The sequence below is a fragment of the Jeotgalibacillus terrae genome, from assembly GCF_016908195.1.
GTDB lineage: Bacteria > Bacillota > Bacilli > Bacillales > Jeotgalibacillaceae > Jeotgalibacillus > Jeotgalibacillus terrae.
Map to the genome: position 1 here is coordinate 1 of NZ_JAFBDK010000033.1, position 19,173 is coordinate 19,173.

A 19,173-nucleotide genomic window follows, 5' to 3' on the forward strand; every position below is an offset into this window, starting at 1 on the left:
AAGTGTTTGAAAAGCTCATTGTCTTTTTTGTTCGAAAAAGACTTAAAATCTTAAAACGTTGACGTTTGGTTGTTTAGTTTTCAAGGTTCAATTCTCTCTTGCCACTTTCTTCTATATTATAGAAGAAACGCGGTGTTGCTCTCTCAAGCGACCAATTTATCATAACATCTTTCAAAATATTTTGTCAAACACTTTTTTGAAAAAGTTTTTGATGAAATTTTGTTTCGCGTCTCAAAAGCGACGCTTATTAATTTATCATCGTTTCGCCAGTTGGTCAATGCTTTTTCTAAAATAAATCTCTTTTTCTTTTCTTCTACAGATAGATTAAGTGATTACTTCTATTCTTCCTCTCTCTTGCATATGATTTTACAAGGCTTTTGGGAGGTGGTTGACCTGAGAAGTATCGTTGTTCGCTTTTATTCTGCAGTGATCATATTCATTTCAGTTTGTTTATTTATCTTACTGCCCGGAACTTCACGTGTAATGGAGGTGAGTGGCGTCTGGCCCTCTCCGGGTATCATTTATAAAGGTGAGAGCGGCAGTGCACTGACTTTTAATATCACGATTGGTGATGAGTCTGTCAGGTGGCTGCTCGAGACACTCGAAGAAAAGAATATTGATAAGGCGACTTTCTTTCTTGATCCCGCCTGGGTGGATCGCCACCCTGATCTTACAGAGATGATAGCGGAGGCAAATGTAGATGTCGGCATTTACGATCTCCATCCGTCCCGTTATGAAAAGATGACCGAAAAAGAAATAGATAATCACATTTCCACGTTACTGTCTTTTTTTAAGGAACATGAATTGAATCCCCGTTATTACAGGACAAAGGATGATCTTCCTGCTCCGGAGGTTGTGAAAAGACTGAGGAAACAGGAATTGCTGGTGGTGGATTTTCTAATAGATGATGCCATGCTTGCAGGAGGCAATCAGAAAGTTGATGGTGCTGTAATCGCACTGGATGTAGTAAACAACCCGGAGACAATGAAAACGAGATGGGCGAATTGGGAGCAGGCCATGTCAGCTTCATCTGAAGTGACGTATGTTTCTATACTAGAACTGCTTGCTTCTTCAGATAGTAAAATTAAGCTTATAGAATAATAAACTAATTTTTTACCCGGTATTAAACTTTTTTAAACGAAAAAGTGATCCAAATAAACTTCTTTTTCGTTAGCTGTGCAGAGAATTGTTTTAATGGCGTTAGTCTAGTACGCTTAACGTACAAACGTCATATTAAAGGAGTATGCTATGTCGCAGCAAGTACCGGATATTGATTTGTATCAGAAGGTTGTGCACGAGCAGGATGCTCAGGCTTTGCGTCAGCTGTATCAGAAATATGAAAAGCTTATTTATTCTTTTTCTTATAAAATGACGCAGGATCAGGAAGTTGCTGAAGAGGCGATTCAGGAAGTGTTTCTTAAGCTTTGGAAGAAGCATGCACCTTACGATGAGTCTAAGGGGAAGTTTTCTTCATGGCTGTTAACCATGACCCGGAATACCTGCCTTGATGCACTTCGAAAACGAAACCGCCACGAGACGGTTGAGTATATTGAGAAAGACACGCTGCGGGTGACTGAGGAAACCCCGGCGGATATTTTGGAATGGAAAGAGAAAGGTTCAGCTATTCAGGAATGTATCAGTGCGTTGAAAGATGAACAGCAGAAAATTGTGCAGCTGTTTTATTTTCATGGATATACCCAGCAGGCGATTTCTAAAGAAACGGATACGCCTCTTGGTACGATTAAGGGACGCATCCGTCTTGCACTGAAACATCTGAAAACTTGCCTTAAAGGGAAAGGAGGGCATGAGGAATGAGCCAGCAGTGCGATCGCGTACTTGATTATTACAATCAGCACTTACATGATATTGAAAAGGCCGCTTTCGAGAAGCATCTGTCTGAATGCGCAGACTGTCAGGAAATACTTGCAGATCTGCACTCGCTTGAAGACACTCTCCCTTTTGCTGCCGAACCGGTTGAGCCGCCTGAAGGATTGGAAGATCGGGTTTTTGCCCGGATTGAGGCTGAAGATCATCCTCATTCTGCTGAGACCGCTCCCCTCCGCCCTGCCAAAAAGAAAAGGCAGTGGATGATGCCATCTGTTGCCGCACTGCTTGCCGTATCATTGTTTGGAAATGCGTATTTATTTACTCAGCTTTCAGATGATGCAGATATTGTTGAGCAGGCAACGATTGATCAGGTGCTGCAATATGCCGAGCTTGCACCGAGTGCGGGTGACGCAAGCGGTACCGCAAGCATTATTGAACAGGGCAGTGAAAAGCGTCTCGTGGTACAGGCTTCTAACCTGGCTGCCTTATCCCAGGAAGAAGTGTATCAGGTCTGGCTGTTGCAGGATGGTCAACCGGAACGCGCAGGAACTTTTGTCATTGATAATGAAGGAAGAGGTTCTGTTATCTTCACACTGAATGAAGAATATGCGGAACGGGACTGGGATACAGTAGCTGTATCACTTGAACCGGATGCAAACAGTGAAACGCCTCAGGGTGAGATTGTTTTAGCATCAGAAATATAAGTTTTCATGAGATAGAAGCACCGGACGGCTATTCAGCTGTCTGGTGCTTTTTTCTGATTGAATGACCACGTACACTCTCCCTCACTTAAACATTTCAAGAAATTTCTCTCTTTTAAAAACCCTATTAGATCAACCTTTTTAAAGGGATATATATTTATTTTTAAAAAAGTTTTAAAAAAAGTGATCCAAATCTGATCTCTCTTCGTTAGCTGTTTGAAACCAACTTACAAAACAAAAAGGAGAGATTTAATCATGAAATTGAAAAGAAGTCATTTAGCAGCACCACTTAGTCTATTGTTACTTGCACCGGCAGGAAGTGCACTCGCAGATGATCACGGCAATCATGGTGGGGATTCTCCTTCTGTTGAGACACCCGCATCAGACCTTAGAACAACACTTGGTCATTATTTAAGCGAACATGCATTTTTAGCAATTGAAGCGATGCGACGCGGAGCTGATGGCACGGAAGATTTTGATGCAGCAGTTAATGCGTTGAATGCAAACACTGAAGATCTGACTGGTGCCATTGCATCTGTCTACGGTGAAGAAGCTGGCGCTCAGTTCAATGAAATGTGGAGTAACCATATTGGATTCTTTGTAGATTATGTAGTTGCAACTGGTGAAGGTGATCAGGCAGCGAAGGACGAAGCGCTGGCAAACCTTGATAACTACCGCGCAGATTTTTCTCAATTCCTTGAAGGCGCAACTGGCGAGCGCTTACAGGCAGATAACCTGGCTGAAGGATTGCAGGCACACGTTAATCAATTAATTGGTGCTTTTGACAGCTACGTTGCTGGTGATTATGATCAGGCATATATGTATGAACGCGAAGCAATTGGACATATGCACATGGTAGCAAAAGGTCTTTCAGGTGCGATTACTGATCAGTTCCCGGAAAACTTTGATAACACAATGGCTGTGACTCCTGCCGCTGACCTTCGCGCATCACTAAGCCATCTGCTGACAGAACATGCTGCACTTGCAACAATGGCGATGCAAAATGGGATTGATGGATCTGAAGACTTTGAGGCATCCGTTGCACAGCTGAATGCAAACACTGAAGACCTGACAGCAGCGATTACTTCTGTCTATGGTGAAGAAGGCGGTCAGATGTTCAATGAAATGTGGAGTAACCACATCGGATTCTTCGTTGATTATGTAACAGCGACTGCTGAGGAAGATGAAGCAGCGAAAGAAGAAGCACTGGCGAATCTCGATAATTACCGTGCTGACTTCTCAAACTTCCTTGAAACTGCTACGGAAGAACGTTTGAATGCAGACCAGTTAGCAGAAGGCTTACAAATGCACGTTGATCAGCTTGTTGGTGCATTTGACAGTTATGCTGCCGGTGACTATGAAGGTTCATTCATGGATATCCGTTCAGCATATGAGCATATGCTGAACCCCGCAACAGGACTTTCAGGCGCAATCGTTGATCAGTTCCCGGATAAATTCGCAAGTGACATGCCGGAACAAATGCCAAACACCGGTATGGGCGGTGCTGCTGATAACGGATTCCCGATTGAATATCTGCTGGCATTACTATTTGTGGTTGCAGGTGGGTCTGCATTGGCTTACAGAAAATTTGCAGCTGATACAAAAGAATAATATTGATAAGTGGAGCGGCGCCTGAATGGCCCGCTCTTTTTTATTTAGAAAAATACTATTGTATTTAAAACATTTATATAGATCATTTTTACCCCAATACTTGTTTAAACAAGTTAATATACTTATTGTTTAGGTAAAAAGATTTATTTTATTTACATCTTTTAATAGCACATTACTATTCATAAAAAATGTTTAGATTCAAACCTTTAGGGAATCCAAATAAATAACCAGCGAAAAAATCTGAATATTTTTATATCAACATGCGGTTAATCATCTTTCTTTGCTTCTGTACATACGGACGGCTTCTCAACTCATGACGAGTCTCTCCCGGCTGTGTAATCGCAAAGAAGTCAGACACACTTCTTTGACATAACCTGCCATCACATTTGTGAATGAGAATGTTTAATTTTCACGCTGGAAATTAAACCGGAAAAAGGAGAGATTTTACACATGAAGTTGAAGAAAAGTATGTTAGTGGTCCCTATGAGCTTAATGTTACTTATGCCTACCGCAGCCTTAGCAGAAGATCACGGAGATCATTCTGGTAATACAGAATCAGGTATGGAAATGGGTACTGCCACACCAGCCGCTGAACTTCGCATTACACTCGATACTGCATTAACTGAACACGCATTCCTGGCAATTGAGGCGATGCGAAAAGGCGTTGACGGTGCTGAAGATTTTGATCAGGCTTCTGCAGCGTTAATGGCAAATTCAGATGATATTGCTGCAGCTGTGTCATCAGTGTACGGTGAAGAAAACGGTGCTGCTTTCCTTGAAATCTGGAACTCTCACATTGGTTACTTCGTAGATTATGTGACTGCTACAGCTGAAGGAAATCAGGAAGGAATCGATCAGGCACTTGCAGCTCTTGAAGAATACAAGATGGAGCAGGCTGCATTCTTTGCAACTGCAACAGAAGACCGCCTCCCTGCTGCAGCACTTGAAGAAGGCCTTCAGATGCACATCGATATGCTGTTAATGGCTTTTGATGCTTATGCAGAAGGAGATTTTGAAACAGCATACACACATGAACGTGAAGCGATTATGCATATGAGCGGATTTGCTGAGCAGTTAGCAGTTGCGATTGCTGACCAGTTCCCTGAGCAGTTTGAAAATACAAACCCGGATACACCGGCAATTGATCTTCGTTCACAATTAAACTATGTATTTACTGAACACGCAGGACTTGCAGCTATGGCCATGCAGGACGGGGCTGATGGCGCTGAGAGCTTTGATCAGGCCGCTGCAGCATTAAGTGCTAACGCAGATGACCTGTCTGCTGCTGTTGCATCTGTCTACGGTGAAGATGCAGGTGCTCAATTTGCTGAGATCTGGAACTCTCATATCGGCTACTTCGTCGATTATGTTGTAGCAACCGGTGAAGGCGATACTGAAGGTCAGGAAGCTGCAAAAGCAGAGCTTGATGGTTACATTGTTGAGCAGGCTGCCTTCCTTGATACAGCAACAGAAGGACGTATCCCTGCTGCTGACCTTGAAGCAGGTTTGACAGAACACGTGAATCAGCTTCTGACAGCGTTTGATTCTTATGTAGCTGGTGATTATGAAACAGCATATAACTCGATTCGTGAAGCATGGGCACATATGACAATGCCGGCTGCAGGACTGTCAGCAGCAATTGTTGACCAGTTCCCGGATCAGTTCGGTGGAGACATGCCTGGTATGCCAAGTACTGGTATGGGCGGAATGGCTGACGCTGAAGAAAACGGATTCCCTGTTGGATATCTGATGGCACTGCTGTTCGTTATGCTTGGCGGGTCAGCGATTGCAATCAGAAAATATGGAACTGATAAGCAGTAATAACGATTTTTCAACATAAGGGCAGTGCTGAGAAGCCTGTCCTTTTTCATCAGGAGTGAGAGCTATGATCAAAAAATTCATGTTCATCATCAGTCTGACACTGCTGCTTTCTGCATGCAGTATAGAAACTTACCTGGATCAGTACGCGAACCCGGATCAATCCGCTGAGGCAAGTGAAACAAATGTTGCGTCCGAAAAGGCTGTATCAGACCAGACTGACGAAAAACCGGCTGAAGTGAAAGATTTATTCAAGAGTGATCAGGAACAGGAAGTTTCCTGGAATCCCCCGAAAAGCTTGATCCCTGAGCATTTGGAGATCCCATCAATTGGACTATCAGCTCCTGTCGAAAAAGTCGGACTGACTGAAACTGGTGCAATGGCTGTAACAGACAGTTTCGAGACGACAGGCTGGTATGAAAAAGGCTATAAGCCGGGCAGTCAGGGAAATGCAGTAATCGGCGGACATGTCGACAGCTATGAAGGCGCAGCTGTTTTTTACGATCTACAGTATCTATCTATTGGAGATGAAGTGATTGTAAAAGATGCTGAAGGACAGTCTCTGACATTTGTTGTGACAGAGATGGTTGAATATCCGTGGGATGCTGCTCCGATTGAGGAGATTTTTGGATTTACAACAGACCGTTCTTTAAATCTGATTACTTGTACTGGTGATTATGATCGCGATTCAAATAATTATAATCAGCGTCTGGTGGTTTATACGGAATTGAAAGAAGCCTGATGAGGGCTTTTTTTCATGTAATGCGTTTCTCTGTCTACTTATATAATAAAGTGCAACCACATTTCACGTGATCGCACCTTCTATTTTGATCAGTCTTTACATGTTTGGCCAGCGCAGTACTTCGCCGTGGCTTCTGAGCTTTTGCTCTTCTTCCTGGCCAATTCGCTTCTGTACATATGCTACCCGCTCCTCGTACGTATCCCCTTCTATCCTGGGTGAGGCTGCTCTGTTTTCTTCTGACTGTTTTCGATCCTTAATCAGTTGATAAATAAAGCCCTGAGCCTCCATAGAAAGTTGATTCCAGATTTCTAGTTTTTTTAAAGCGTTTCTAAATGCTTCAAAGATCGGGATATATTCAGTCATAATTTTAAGCATTTCATCATGGATCACTTCAAGGTGCGCCATCTTATTTACAATAAAAGATAAATCCTGATCAGTTACGATTTTTACGCCCTCTCCGGAAAAATTCTCCCTTGCTTCTTTGTATTCATGGTTATGACGTCTGTGCCACTCCTGCAGTTCCCTAAGTTTTTCAACTCCTTTTTGAATAGCCGGGTCTTCTATCTCTGACACAGACTCGATGAGCGGACTCAAATAATCCGGGGACATCTCCGCTCTGTCTTTCCCGCCTTTATAAATACCAGCAACGTTCGCACAGTACAGCGTCAATGGCCTGTGTGCAATCTTCGCTTCTGATTCCTGATCATGAGCAGCAGTGATCGTTGCACCACCCGTCACCTTGCCTTTACGGTTTTTATAAATGACCTGAAAGTACAAATTTCTATTCAATTCATACGCATAAGGATTCACTGACACAACCTCAAAAAGCTTTTTATATTTTTTTGCCTTTTCCTGTACGTTCAGTATTTCTTTTTTCAATGGAATCACCGCCATAACAGTAGAATTTTCACAAGATCACTTCTTATCTTTTTAACGATATCGATACCTTTTTACAGTACCCATCCTCTAAATAAAAAACCTGTTTGTTATCTTTTACGAATCAGCTATACAATTGTTTCAGACTGTTCGACAATTAAAATAAAAAAGCACCCCAATTGGAGTGCCTTATTTCGCATTTACTTCTTTTTCACGTGCAGCTTTTCTTGCCAGTCGTGCTTCACGGTCTTTTACAGAGCGTGCATTATATTTCGGCAGCGCAAGCATCTGATAAGCATTTGTTGCAATTAGCGTGAACATGATGGTGATCAGCCAGTAGTCCTCATTACTTCTGAGAACCGGCAGCCATTCGAGCGTTGTGACAACAACCATAAAGAATAAGGTTGAAGGAAAAATCATCTTATTTTTCGCCTGCTTCGCTTTTAAAAGTGAAACAATGACACCAACTACTAAAAGAAAAGCAGCCAGTGAAAAGTAAGGAAGCAATGAATCCCCGTCATCAGCGAAAGCTTCAAAACGGAAGTACACCAGATCAAATAAGACAAATGCCACGAGAACCATCTGCACCCAGCTCCACAGCTTTAATGAGCGGAAGATGCTCAGTCCAAACTGGTGAATGGTCAGGTATGCAAAATACCCCATCTGACTTAATACGCTGAATGTTATGCCTACCCCAATCATCCAAACCATGACAGAAATAATCTCTATACTATTTTCACCCGCAAATTGAGTCGATAACTCTTCCCAGCGGACTGTTATGCCTACGATTCCTGTGGTGACTCCGCCAACAAGCAGTGTCATCATAAAGAAACGGATCCAATTTCGTATGGTCACGTCTATATCCTCCACATCTGTAAATACACATTCTCATTCGATTGTACCAGTCGTTATGTGAAAAATCCATGACTGCTATGTGAACGTGTATATTTCGCGATGTAAAGTAAAAGCTATAAAAAATGCTTGTATGGGAGGTGTCGAGATAATGAAGAGACTGCTTATCAGCTCAGCAGCTGTCCTGCTTTTGACAGGCTGTGCAGAAGAAAAGACGAGCTACGAGGAAACAAAACAGATGGTGACGGACCTGTTAAAAACGGATGACGGCAAAAAAGCAGTGAAAGAGCTGCTTGCAGATGAGGAGATCAAAAAGGAACTTGTGATTGATCAGCCCATTGTAAAAGAGTCGATTCAAACTACCTTGCTGTCTAAAGAAGGACAGGATTTCTGGAAGAAAACATTTGCTGATCCTGAGTTTGCAGAAACGCTCGCAAAAAGTATGAAAACAGAGCACGAACAGCTGTTAAAGGACCTGATGAAGGACCCTGACTATCAAAGCATGATTCTAACCATTATGCAGGACCCTGCCATGCATGAGCAGACGATGTCTGTCTTAAACAGCCAGGCTTACAAGGAAGAAACGAAAAAGCTGATGCTTGAAATGATGGAAAGTCCGCTCGTGAAAAAAGAAATGCAGGATCTGCTGCTTGAAGCTGCAAAAGAATTGGGTCAAGAAGGAGCTCAACAGGGGGCATCCGGCGGTGGTGAAGGTGGCGGCGAGAGCGGTGGCAATGGCGGCGGTGGAAGCAGTACCGGCAGTGAGAGTGAAAGCGGCGGCGGGATGGGACAGTGATGTAGTTGGCGGGTGTTCGTGGAATCTTGAAGAAATACCCGGTTTTGTCACAACAACTCCTATAAGCAGAAAAGCACCCCGCCATTATGACAGGGTGCTTTCCATCACGGATTCGGCCAGCGAAGAAGCTCTTTTCGTAACCGTTCTGCAGTCTGATTATGGTTTTTGGACTGCTTCTCCATGAATTCCTCTAACTGTACATCCCACGCATCAGCAGATGACAGCTCCCATGACACTGCGATTTCTCCCATTTCTGCAGCACTATTGATGATTTCGTTATAAAAATCACGAACCTGATTGAGCAGCTGTTCCCACAGTCCATTCTCAATCATCTGGTCTTTCCAATCCTTAAAGACCTGCACATCCCGGGACATAATGTGAAGCCGGTAAAGGTGTGTTAAGTCAATGGAAGCTGCCGCTTTACTGATCACATCTATATCGCGTTGTGAGATGACAGTAGCATTCGCAATATGCCGTGTGAAATCTTTAAAGTACATTTTGTCATTCTGATGAAACTCATATAAGCGCTCGATCTTTTCTTTCGCTTTTTCCAATTCAGGTTCAGGATTATTTCCCATTTTTTCTAGTGGCTGTGTGTAATAATAATCCGGCACTTTTGTAAGCTCTACACTCTCTTCATAGATGTTGACTAATAAGCCATTATAATTAGCCAGAAGCGGGTAGGCTTCACTTGCTTCTTCAGCATCTTCCTGTTCTGGTGACAGTATTGCAAGTCCGGTTGTGTCTCCTTTGCGGTCGCTAAAGACAACCTGATAATAGCGTTTGCTGTTTACTTCAACCGGATTTTCGTTAACTGCCATTTTTTCAAACAGCTTTTTATATTTTTTAGCTTTATTCTCTACTATTTTTATTTCTTTTTCTACGATCACACTGACTCACCTCTGAACTTCCGGATTAAAATGAAAGGGTGCTTTTTGCCGTCAACTTCAGGTCATCTGACTCTCCATCTGTTGGAGGTGATGCTTACGATAAGCATAGAGTGTCGCACCAATCCCAATTGACGCTAACGGAAAGCTTTCAGAACCTGCTAACCAGAGCATCAATTCAACAGGAATTAAAATCCCAAACATAATCATTAGTATCATGTAAAAACGTTTCCATCTCTTATACTTTTTCATTTTCATCTCTCCTCATTGTCATAATGTACTGATCTATTCAGCATCTTCCGGATACAGTTCTTCAATTTGCTTTTCCATTTCAGCCACACCTTCGTCAAGCGACGCCTCAAGTTCAGCTCTCAGCTCTTCCCGCACCTCATCACCTCTGTCATCTACTTCATCCGCTTTATCTTCAAATACCTTCTGTTGATCAAGCGTTAATTTACCTTCTTCGCGCAGAATAACATTTGCGTTGTAGAGTGAAAGTTTCTGTCCCAGAACATTTGCTGACCATTTATTTGAAAAGTCGATAATCGCAAAAGACAAATCATTGGACTGTCCTAATAAATCAAACGATGCGTCCAGCTTCCAGTTCTTCCATTTAAGCAGAATATCTTCTGAGCGCTTGAATTCCTCAGCAAGCTGATCTGCATTACTGACATTTGTAAACATGCCGTCTGCTGATTCTGCCACTTCCTTCAGCTGTGCCTGGGTTTCTGAATCCGCATTAAACCCAATAACGTTGATAATCGGTGACACATTACTGTCAGCAAAAGATTTTGCCGCCTCAACAGGGTCTCCATCACACGTTTCAATTCCGTCACTCACAAGATAAATCAGATTTGTATTTTCTTCACCGTCCAGCTCCTTAAAGCTTTCGGCTGCAGATTCAAGTGCACCAGCGACCGGCGTCCAGCCTGCAGGCTCGAATCTGTCAAGCGCTTCGCCAAAAGCGGCCTCTTCATAAGGGCCTCTCTCATAAACCTCTTCAATGGCAGCGCATGACTGTGCTTTATCCGCTTCATCTCCTGTGCCTTCATGCCCGTAGACACGCAGTGAGACATTGGCTTCTTCAGGAACGGTTGATAAGAAGCTGTTGATCTCCTCTTTTGCCTGTTCCATCCTGGTGCGGTCTCCGGCATAAGCGCCCATTGACCCGCTCGCATCCAGAATGATTTCTACATTGTAATTCTCTTTGAACTGAAACCGTTCTTCAGCTTCAGGCGTCCCTGATAAAGCAAATTGCATCTGATCTGCAATCTGCTTCGGATCAGGCAGGCTAAAGGCAGTAAGCGAATAAATATAGTTAAAGTAAGCGTCCATCTCTTCTTCCGTCGCGTCCTCAGGAAGAGCAGGCACATCTCCAAATGCTTCTAAAAATTGTTCCTTCTGCTCTTCATCAGAGAGCCCCAGCTCCGTGTTTCCAAGTGCACCAGAATTCTGATTGATGAATTCCGCGGCGGTTGAAGGCGGCTCGGGTATATCTTTCTGCTCTATTGCAGCTATTACATCACCCTTTTCTGTATTATCAGCTGCTTCAGTTTCTTCAACCTCTTCTTCTGCAGAAACTCCCACAGTCTTCTCATCTACTGCTGCTCCCTGCTGTACTTTCTCTTCATTATCCTGACAGCCGGCAAGTGACAGACTGACACATAAAGCAGGCAGTATCATAAACTTCTTCACATATACCCCTCCTGACATTCAACTTTTTTCAAAGTAGTCTCTTCGCATCACATAAACGAATAGTAATGTGACATTCGTTTCGCTTATTCTATTTCCAGAAAGTAAGCTGAAATAGCTATACCTGTTTTTAATGGATTTTTAGAAAACTGTCAAATCGTGGAGGTAATTGAAGATTACAGAGATAGAAGATAGTCCAGGTCGTCTGAAAGATGTCAGGGTCGAATGAACCATACAAGTCATTCCACACATAGTTACTTGGAATTGATTATCTCTCATGAAGCCAATCTATTATTACATTCTTTACAAATCGTATGACCATAGCACCTTTTTCCATGGAACGGTCTGGAAAAAACCTTGATTTAGAGAGGTTTGAAGGCAATATATCTGAGTTTGAATGTATTTTTTTCACGGCATATAAAAAACGACCCCATCAAATGAGGCCGCTCTCTATCGCTTATTCTGTTGTTTTATCAATCACTTCTTCAGCAATCTGATCATAAATCTTACCGAGCTTATGATCTTCTGCGTATACTGACGGTGCGAAGTCGTCTTCATCCCAGTCAGGCTGCTGAAGCGGTAATTTGCCCAAGAGCTCTGTACGGAGCTCTTCTGCAAGCTTTTCTCCACCGCCTGTACCGAATACATACTCACGTTCACCTGTCTTCTTACTCTCATAATAAGACATGTTCTCTACTACACCAAGGATCGAGTGCTCTGTCTGAAGCGCCATTGCACCGGCACGCGCTGCAACGAATGCAGCTGTCGGGTGAGGCGTTGTGACGATAATTTCCTTACTTGATGGCAGCATTGCGTGAACATCCAGCGCTACATCGCCTGTTCCAGGTGGCAGGTCCAACAGCAGGTAGTCAAGCTCGCCCCACTCCACTTCCGTAAAGAAGCTGTTGAGCATCTTCCCAAGCATTGGCCCTCTCCAGATCACAGGCGCGTTATCTTCAACGAAAAATGCCATTGAGATCACTTTTACACCTTTACGATCAACCGGGATAATGCGCTCACCGCGTACAACCGGGCGCTTATTAATACCCATCATATCCGGCACACTGAAGCCGTAAATGTCAGCATCAATCAGTCCAACCTTTTTACCTTGACGCGCAAGTGCCACTGCAAGGTTCACAGATACTGTTGATTTACCTACGCCGCCTTTACCACTGGCTACTGCGATAAACTGTACCTTGTTGCCTGGTGCGAGCAGGTTGTCTTCTACTGCATCACCTGTCTGGCCGCGGAACTTCTCAAGTTTCTCCGGCTCAAGCTCTGTAAAGCGGATTCCCACTGTCTCAGCGCCCGCTCCCTTCAGCGCTTCTACAACCGCCATTTGAAGCTGCATCTGTTCAGCTGTACCCGTTTTCGCAAGGGCAATCTTCACGCTCACGTGATTTTTTTCTTCCTTAATGCTTACTTCCACAATTCCTTCTGTTTCTGCAAGCGTTGTATGTAAAATCGGATCATTCATCGAACCGAGCAATTCTCTAACCTGCTGTTCAGTTACCAAAACAAGACACTCCTTTTGAATTCGTTTTCATCTATGCAAGTATAACATAGGTGAAACGATCATTCTTACTCAGGAGGCTTATCTTCTTTGGAATAATGTCTCAGAATTCCGAGGTAAATGGCAGCTGCAATCTGCTGCTGGTAATCGTCCTGCAAAAGCCAATATCTCTCCTCAGGGTTGGAGAGGAATCCCGCTTCAACCAGCGCACCAGGTGTCTCGGCATGACTTAATACATAGATCCCGTCAATCGGCTTTGACTTTCTTTTACTGTTGGGAATGTGGCGGTTCAGTTCGTGCTGAATGAACCTGGCAAGCCGCTCATTCTGATCATTGTAAGTCGTATAGAAAGTCTGCGGACCGTTCCACCTTGTTTCAGGAATGGCATTAAGATGAATGCTGATAAATAAGTCGTTATCTTTATCATTAATCAGGTCCAGCCTGTTTTTCAGATCTTCTCTTTTACGATCCCTGAACCCTTTCGTATCTTCAGCAGCCAGATCACGATCAGTCTCTCTTGATAGAATCACAATTGCGCCTTGTTCTTCAAGGTATGCCTGCAGCTTCTTTGCGATCGAAAGCGTCAGATTCTTCTCAAGTATTGTCTCATAAGATGCACCGCCATCGAGTCCCCCGTGTCCCGGGTCCAGTACAATCACTTCACCTGTTAAAGGCAGACTCCACTCCTCTACAGCATAGAGCAGTGCCCCAGCTGCCATGCCAATGAGCAGCACAACCACTGCAAGTATCATCGATTTCCTCAGCATGTCCTGTCCTCCTTATTTTCTAGAGGAGTATATGCAGAGGTTGGGAGATATAGACTTCTTCGATGGGCGATTGTTGTTGGGGCGGTGGGCTGGCGGCTGGGGGTGGACATCGAAGGGTTGTGATGCTGTGAATTCCATCAACTTATGTACTAATTCCTTCAACGCAGGAATCTATTCCTTCAGGCAGACTTCGTCCTATAACATTTCCTTCAGCCAAATCGCAGCTGCCGCTTACGCTGAATCCAAACACAGAAAAACCCCCAGGCTTCTGCCCGAGGGTTTGTGTTTGTGTAAGCGAAAAAGAAAATTAACGCTTTGAGAACTGAGGTGCACGACGTGCGCCTTTAAGACCTGGCTTCTTACGCTCTTTCATACGAGCATCACGAGTCAGAAGACCTGCGCGCTTAAGTGAGCCGCGGAATTCTGGATCTACAGAAAGAAGTGCGCGGGAGATTCCGTGACGGATTGCTCCAGCTTGTCCAGTGTAACCACCACCATTAACATTTACGTGGATGTCATAGCTTCCAAGCGTTTCAGTAATGTTAAGTGGCTGCTTGATTACTTCGCGTAGAGTTGCGAATGGGATATAGTTTTCAACGTCGCGTCCGTTGATAACGATTGTTCCGTTACCTGGTACTAGACGTACACGAGCAGTAGAGCTCTTACGACGGCCTGTGCCGATATATTGAACTTGTGCCAAGATAGTTACCTCCTCTTTAATTTAATTAACCGCGTAGTTCGTACGCTTCTGGTTTTTGAGCCTGGTGCGGGTGCTCAGCGCCTGCATATACGTGAAGCTTTTTGAAGATCTGACGTCCAAGAGAATTCTTTGGAAGCATACCTTTAATTGCAAGCTCCAGCATTTGACGTGGGTACTTAGTGCGCATTTCTAGTGCTGTACGCTGTTTAAGTCCACCTGGGTGCATGCTGTGACGGTAGTAGATCTTGTCAGTCAGCTTCTTACCTGTAAGATGAATTTTATCAGCATTGATGATGATCACGTGATCACCAGTGTCAACGTTAGGTGTGAATGTCGGTTTGTTTTTACCGCGTAGAATCGCAGCTACTTCGCTTGATAGACGTCCAAGAGTCTGGCCCTCAGCGTCTACAATTAGCCACTTGCGTTCTACTTCGTGGCCTTTAGCCATAAATGTTGTACGCATGAGTTTACCTCCTAAATAAGATTATATCGTTATGAATCGCTTCATTAGTTTTGTTGTATTTATAACACTTCACTCATTGTAAGGTCCGGGTTCTTACTTGAGGGTGAAATACATACCATAGGCTATCTTATAATGTTTGACACTAGATGTCAAGAGGATGTTACACCCGGATTAGTTGTTTTAGTGATTTTTTTTATTTATTTTATAAACAACCGATATTTTTCGCTCAGCACTCCGCTTTTCGCTCCAATGATCAGGCCGATTAAATTCAAAGATTTATTGATAGTTCACTTCCCACAAATACAGTCCATGCGCAGGAGCTGTTTTTCCCGCAGCTCCGCGATCTTTCGCTTCAAGCATCTTCACAACTTCCTCCGGCTTGTATTTGCCGGTCCCGACTTCAAGCAGTGTTCCTGCGATGATGCGGACCATGTTGTATAAAAAGCCATTGCCTTTCACTCGAAAAATCAGTTCATGTTCAATTTCTTCAATTTTAATAAAATCGATATTTCTGACACGATCGATGACTTCTGTTTTAGCAGAAGAGAAGCTTGTGAAGTCATGTTCCCCTTCTAAATGGGCTGCTGCTTCACGCATCGCCTCAACATTTAAATGATAAGGATAGTGTACGGCATAGTGACGTCTGAAAGGTAGTGCTACAGTGCTTTTATCAACGATATAACGGTATTCCTTCGTCTTAACATCAAAACGTGCATGAAACGTCTCAGGCGCTTCTTCAGCGCTTAATATAGCAATATCGCGGCCAATCTTCTGGTTCAGGATGACCGGCCATTTAGCTGCGGGGATCTGAAGGTCTGTCTCAAAATGAAAAACCTGTCCCATCGCATGAACGCCTGCATCTGTCCGGCCGCTTGCTGTTATACGAACAAAATTCCCTTTGTGGACTTCTGAAAGTGCCTGCTCAATCTCACCCTGAACAGTCCGCTGGCCGGGTTGTACCTGGTAACCATAAAATTGTGAGCCGTCATACGAGACGATACATTTGATACGCATACAATTCTCTCCTTATATCCAAAAACGGAAGGCTGCGAGGACTGCAGCAAGCAGTACGAGTGACAGCAGCGCAAATGTATCACGCGCTTTCCAGAATAACAGGCGATACTTCGTTCTGCCCTCACCCCCGCGGTAACCGCGTACTTCCATAGCTGTTGCAAGGTCTTCTGCCCTTTTAAACGCGTTAACAAACAGCGGAATCATCAGCGGGACAATCGCTTTGATCCGATCCTTCAGCGGTCCGCTCGACATATCTGAGCCACGGGCCATCTGCGCTTTCATAATTTTATCTGTCTCATCCATCAGCGTTGGAATAAAACGCAGTGCGATCGACATCATCAATGCAAGCTCATGTGCCGGGAATTTGATTTTTTTCAGTGGATTCAACAGACTTTCAAGACCATCCGTAATGGAGATTGGTGTTGTTGTCAGTGTCAAAAGTGACGTCATAAAAACAAGTAGTGTAAATCTCATTGAAATGAAGAATGCCTGACGGATCCCTTCTTCATAAATCTGAATAAAGCCAAGATCAAGCACTACATTTCCCTCACGCGCGAAAAACAGCTGCAGGAGGAAGGTAAAAGCAATCAGAATCATCACAGGTTTCAGGCCGCTAATCAGAAATCTGAGTGACAGACCTGACATCTTCACGCTGATATAAGTGAATGCAGCTGCGATGACGTAGCCCCAGACATCATTTGCAATAAAGATAATGGCGATAAAAGCAAAGACGAATATCAGCTTGGCTCTCGGGTCCATCCGGTGGGCGATAGAGTCTGCAGGAATATAGCGTCCGAAAATCATTTTCTCCATCATAGCGATTCGCCTCCCAGCTTCAGCATGTCAGCGAGTTCATCCATCGTCAGACAGACTTTCGGGAAAGCTTTACCCGTTTTTTCCTCAAGCATTCGCTGGAACTTTACAACCTCAGGAACGCCAAGTCCCCATTCAGCTAAGCGTGCTGTATCACTGAACAGTTCACGCGGTGGCGCTTCATGGACTTTTCTGCCTTTGTGCATCACGACGACTTTGTCAGCGTAGCGTGCAGCGTCTTCCATGCTATGTGTAACTAAGACAAGTGTAATCCCGCGCTCTTTATGAAGACGATAGAACATCTCCATCATTTCGCGGCGCCCGCGCGGATCAAGTCCTGCAGTCGGCTCATCTAATACGAGCACTTCAGGCTCCATTGCAAGCACACCTGCAATAGCCACTCTGCGCATCTGGCCGCCAGACAGGTCAAACGGAGACTTCCCGAGTACCTCTTCAGGCATACCCACTTCTTTTAACCAGAAAGCTGCACGCTTTTTCGCTTCTTCCTCTGACACACCGAAGTTCATCGGTCCATAACAGATATCTTTCATCACTGTTTCTTCAAAGAGCTGCTGCTCAGGGAACTGAAAAACGATCCCGACTTTTTCACGGATCGGCTTTAAATCCTTTTCCTTACGTCCTGCCTTAACTGTCCGTTCCCCGATCTGTACAGTACCTGAAGTAGGTTTTAACAACGCATTTAAATGTAATAGCAGCGTAGACTTTCCTGACCCTGTGTGACCGATAATGGCTGTACACTGACCTTCCGGGATTTTAAAGGTGACGTCTTCCACTGCCTTTTTCTCGAATGGAGAATTTGCCGCATAGCGGTATTCTACTTGCTCAAGAACGATGTCCATAATTCATTCACCAACTCTTCTTCTGTCAACGCATTCTGCTTAAGCGGAATGCCTTTTTCAGTTAATACATGCGCCATTTTTAATGGGAATGGCAGATCAAGTCCAAGGTCAACAAGCTCCTGCCCCATTGCAAAAATATCTTCAGGCGTTCCTTCTCTGTAGACTTCGCCCTGATTCATCACAATGATCCGATCAGCTTTTGCAGCTTCTTCAAGGTCATGTGTAATAGAGAGCACGGTCATATCTTCTTCTCTCTTAAGCTCCCGGACAAGTTCAATGACTTCCGCACGACCAGCAGGATCTAACATAGAGGTTGCTTCATCAAGAATGATAATATCCGGTCTGAGCGCAAGCACGCTTGCCATGGCTACACGCTGCTTCTGACCGCCTGAAAGGTGATGGGGCTCCTGGTTCAGAAAGTCATCCATCTTTACCTGCTTCAGTGCGGTTTGTACGCGTTCTACCATAATATCCTGCGGGACCCCGTGGTTTTCAAGGCCGAATGCAACGTCATCCTGAACCGTTGTACCGACAAACTGGTTATCCGGATTCTGAAAGACCATGCCGATATGACGGCGCGTATCCCAGACTGTGTCCTCATTTAATTGAATTCCTGCGATTGTGACAGTCCCCTGTTCGGGAAAATACAGACCGTTCATCAGTTTGGCGAGTGTGGATTTGCCGGATCCGTTGTGGCCGACGATTGCTGTCCATTCGCCTTCTTTTATGGAGATTGATATATTCTTTAATACTTCTTTCTCTGTTCCGGGATATTTAAATGTAATGTTCTCAAGTGAAATCATATTGCTCATGGATCCGGAACTCCTTTCTTCTGGTCTCTGCTCTGCTGGATCATTAAAAAGCTTTTCTTTTAAGAACCGCTGATGATTTCCGTGCAGGGCTTCGCTTTCCGCGGACGAACGCTCAAGCCTCCTCAGGCAGAAGATCACTGCCTTCCGGGGTCTTTCCCGCCCGTTTTTCCGCAGGAGTCTCCGCCCTGCACTCCAATCATCAGCTAAGATTTACTTTCTAAATAGGTAACTGTTATATAAATTAGTTTAATTCGTATTCAGAGAATTGATCGCAGCGGAAGGCGGTGACTCCAGCAGGATAAGCGTGACAGCTGAGACCCCGCAGGCGCAATGTGCCGAGTTATCATGAACAAAACTAGCTCCTTATTCGTACATTCGTAGGTTAACTGGGTATAAGAAAGTAAGAAACCATCAAACCCAATCAGAGCT

Annotated in this window: 20 protein-coding genes; 7 read left to right on the forward strand and 13 right to left on the reverse strand. The window is 44.2% G+C overall.

Going from position 1 to position 19,173, the window contains the following annotated elements; translation table 11 throughout:
- The first annotated feature begins 384 nt into the window (after positions 1-384).
- The 6 genes from JOD21_RS18600 to JOD21_RS18625 all read left to right on the forward strand — a co-directional run bounded on the left by JOD21_RS18600 (position 385) and on the right by JOD21_RS18625 (position 6,699).
- A complete protein-coding gene (locus JOD21_RS18600) occupies positions 385-1,101 on the forward strand; it encodes a polysaccharide deacetylase family protein (protein WP_204730990.1) in 717 nt (238 codons plus the stop codon).
- A gap of 147 nt (positions 1,102-1,248) precedes the next feature.
- Entirely contained in the window at positions 1,249-1,815 is a 567-nt protein-coding gene (locus JOD21_RS18605; protein WP_204730991.1) for an RNA polymerase sigma factor, read from the forward strand.
- Entirely contained in the window at positions 1,812-2,531 is a 720-nt protein-coding gene (locus tag JOD21_RS18610) for an anti-sigma factor (protein WP_204730992.1), read from the forward strand. Before JOD21_RS18605 ends, JOD21_RS18610 begins: the two co-directional genes overlap by 4 nt.
- 252 nt (positions 2,532-2,783) lie before the next feature.
- A complete protein-coding gene (locus JOD21_RS18615; protein WP_204730993.1) occupies positions 2,784-4,139 on the forward strand; it encodes a copper amine oxidase in 1,356 nt (451 codons plus the stop codon).
- Positions 4,140-4,589: 450 nt separating this feature from the next.
- Positions 4,590-5,960: a copper amine oxidase gene (locus JOD21_RS18620; RefSeq protein WP_204730994.1), complete on the forward strand. Its 1,371-nt coding sequence runs from the start codon at positions 4,590-4,592 to the stop codon at positions 5,958-5,960.
- Between the two features lie 64 nt (positions 5,961-6,024).
- The gene (locus JOD21_RS18625) at positions 6,025-6,699 is read left to right on the forward strand and encodes a class F sortase (RefSeq protein ID WP_204730995.1); all 675 of its coding nucleotides are present in this window, start codon (positions 6,025-6,027) and stop codon (positions 6,697-6,699) included.
- A gap of 96 nt (positions 6,700-6,795) precedes the next feature.
- On the opposite strand, the gene JOD21_RS18630 is transcribed toward JOD21_RS18625, so the two are convergent.
- Positions 6,796-7,578 carry a hypothetical protein gene (locus tag JOD21_RS18630; protein ID WP_204730996.1) on the reverse strand — a complete coding sequence of 261 codons (783 nt, stop codon included), beginning with the start codon at positions 7,576-7,578 and terminating at the stop codon, positions 6,796-6,798.
- A 186-nt stretch (positions 7,579-7,764) separates the two neighbouring features.
- Positions 7,765-8,430, reverse strand: coding sequence for a KinB-signaling pathway activation protein (locus JOD21_RS18635; RefSeq protein WP_204730997.1), 666 nt, complete (start codon positions 8,428-8,430; stop codon positions 7,765-7,767).
- A 148-nt stretch (positions 8,431-8,578) separates the two neighbouring features.
- Here JOD21_RS18635 and gerD point away from each other — a divergent pair, with 148 nt between their 5' ends.
- Positions 8,579-9,223, forward strand: coding sequence for a spore germination lipoprotein GerD (gerD, locus tag JOD21_RS18640; protein WP_204730998.1), 645 nt, complete (start codon positions 8,579-8,581; stop codon positions 9,221-9,223).
- Between the two features lie 104 nt (positions 9,224-9,327).
- Here the strand turns inward: gerD and JOD21_RS18645 are convergent, their stop codons facing one another.
- From JOD21_RS18645 to JOD21_RS18695, 11 genes are all read right to left on the reverse strand, one after another.
- On the reverse strand, positions 9,328-10,113 hold the full coding sequence (locus JOD21_RS18645) for a hypothetical protein (protein WP_204730999.1): 786 nt from the start codon (positions 10,111-10,113) through the stop codon (positions 9,328-9,330).
- A gap of 57 nt (positions 10,114-10,170) precedes the next feature.
- The gene (locus tag JOD21_RS18650) at positions 10,171-10,362 is read right to left on the reverse strand and encodes a hypothetical protein (RefSeq protein ID WP_204731000.1); all 192 of its coding nucleotides are present in this window, start codon (positions 10,360-10,362) and stop codon (positions 10,171-10,173) included.
- A 33-nt stretch (positions 10,363-10,395) separates the two neighbouring features.
- A complete protein-coding gene (locus tag JOD21_RS19395; RefSeq protein ID WP_204731001.1) occupies positions 10,396-11,805 on the reverse strand; it encodes a VWA domain-containing protein in 1,410 nt (469 codons plus the stop codon).
- A 454-nt stretch (positions 11,806-12,259) separates the two neighbouring features.
- Positions 12,260-13,318, reverse strand: coding sequence for an Mrp/NBP35 family ATP-binding protein (locus JOD21_RS18660; RefSeq protein WP_204731002.1), 1,059 nt, complete (start codon positions 13,316-13,318; stop codon positions 12,260-12,262).
- A gap of 65 nt (positions 13,319-13,383) precedes the next feature.
- Entirely contained in the window at positions 13,384-14,082 is a 699-nt protein-coding gene (cwlD, locus tag JOD21_RS18665) for an N-acetylmuramoyl-L-alanine amidase CwlD (RefSeq protein ID WP_204731003.1), read from the reverse strand.
- A 307-nt stretch (positions 14,083-14,389) separates the two neighbouring features.
- Complete coding sequence (gene rpsI / locus JOD21_RS18670) at positions 14,390-14,782, reverse strand: 30S ribosomal protein S9 (RefSeq protein WP_204731004.1); 393 nt, start codon at positions 14,780-14,782, stop codon at positions 14,390-14,392.
- 25 nt (positions 14,783-14,807) lie between these two features.
- The gene (rplM, locus tag JOD21_RS18675; protein WP_041120856.1) at positions 14,808-15,245 is read right to left on the reverse strand and encodes a 50S ribosomal protein L13; all 438 of its coding nucleotides are present in this window, start codon (positions 15,243-15,245) and stop codon (positions 14,808-14,810) included.
- Between the two features lie 276 nt (positions 15,246-15,521).
- Positions 15,522-16,259, reverse strand: coding sequence for a tRNA pseudouridine(38-40) synthase TruA (truA, locus tag JOD21_RS18680; protein ID WP_204731005.1), 738 nt, complete (start codon positions 16,257-16,259; stop codon positions 15,522-15,524).
- A gap of 12 nt (positions 16,260-16,271) precedes the next feature.
- Entirely contained in the window at positions 16,272-17,075 is an 804-nt protein-coding gene (locus JOD21_RS18685; protein ID WP_204731006.1) for an energy-coupling factor transporter transmembrane component T family protein, read from the reverse strand.
- Positions 17,072-17,932 (reverse strand): energy-coupling factor ABC transporter ATP-binding protein, encoded by an 861-nt coding sequence (locus tag JOD21_RS18690; protein ID WP_204731007.1) that lies wholly within the window; start codon positions 17,930-17,932, stop codon positions 17,072-17,074. Before JOD21_RS18690 ends, JOD21_RS18685 begins: the two co-directional genes overlap by 4 nt.
- Positions 17,908-18,744 carry an energy-coupling factor ABC transporter ATP-binding protein gene (locus JOD21_RS18695; protein WP_204731008.1) on the reverse strand — a complete coding sequence of 279 codons (837 nt, stop codon included), beginning with the start codon at positions 18,742-18,744 and terminating at the stop codon, positions 17,908-17,910. The genes JOD21_RS18690 and JOD21_RS18695 overlap by 25 nt, the downstream gene beginning before the upstream one ends.
- Positions 18,745-19,173 lie beyond the last annotated feature (429 nt).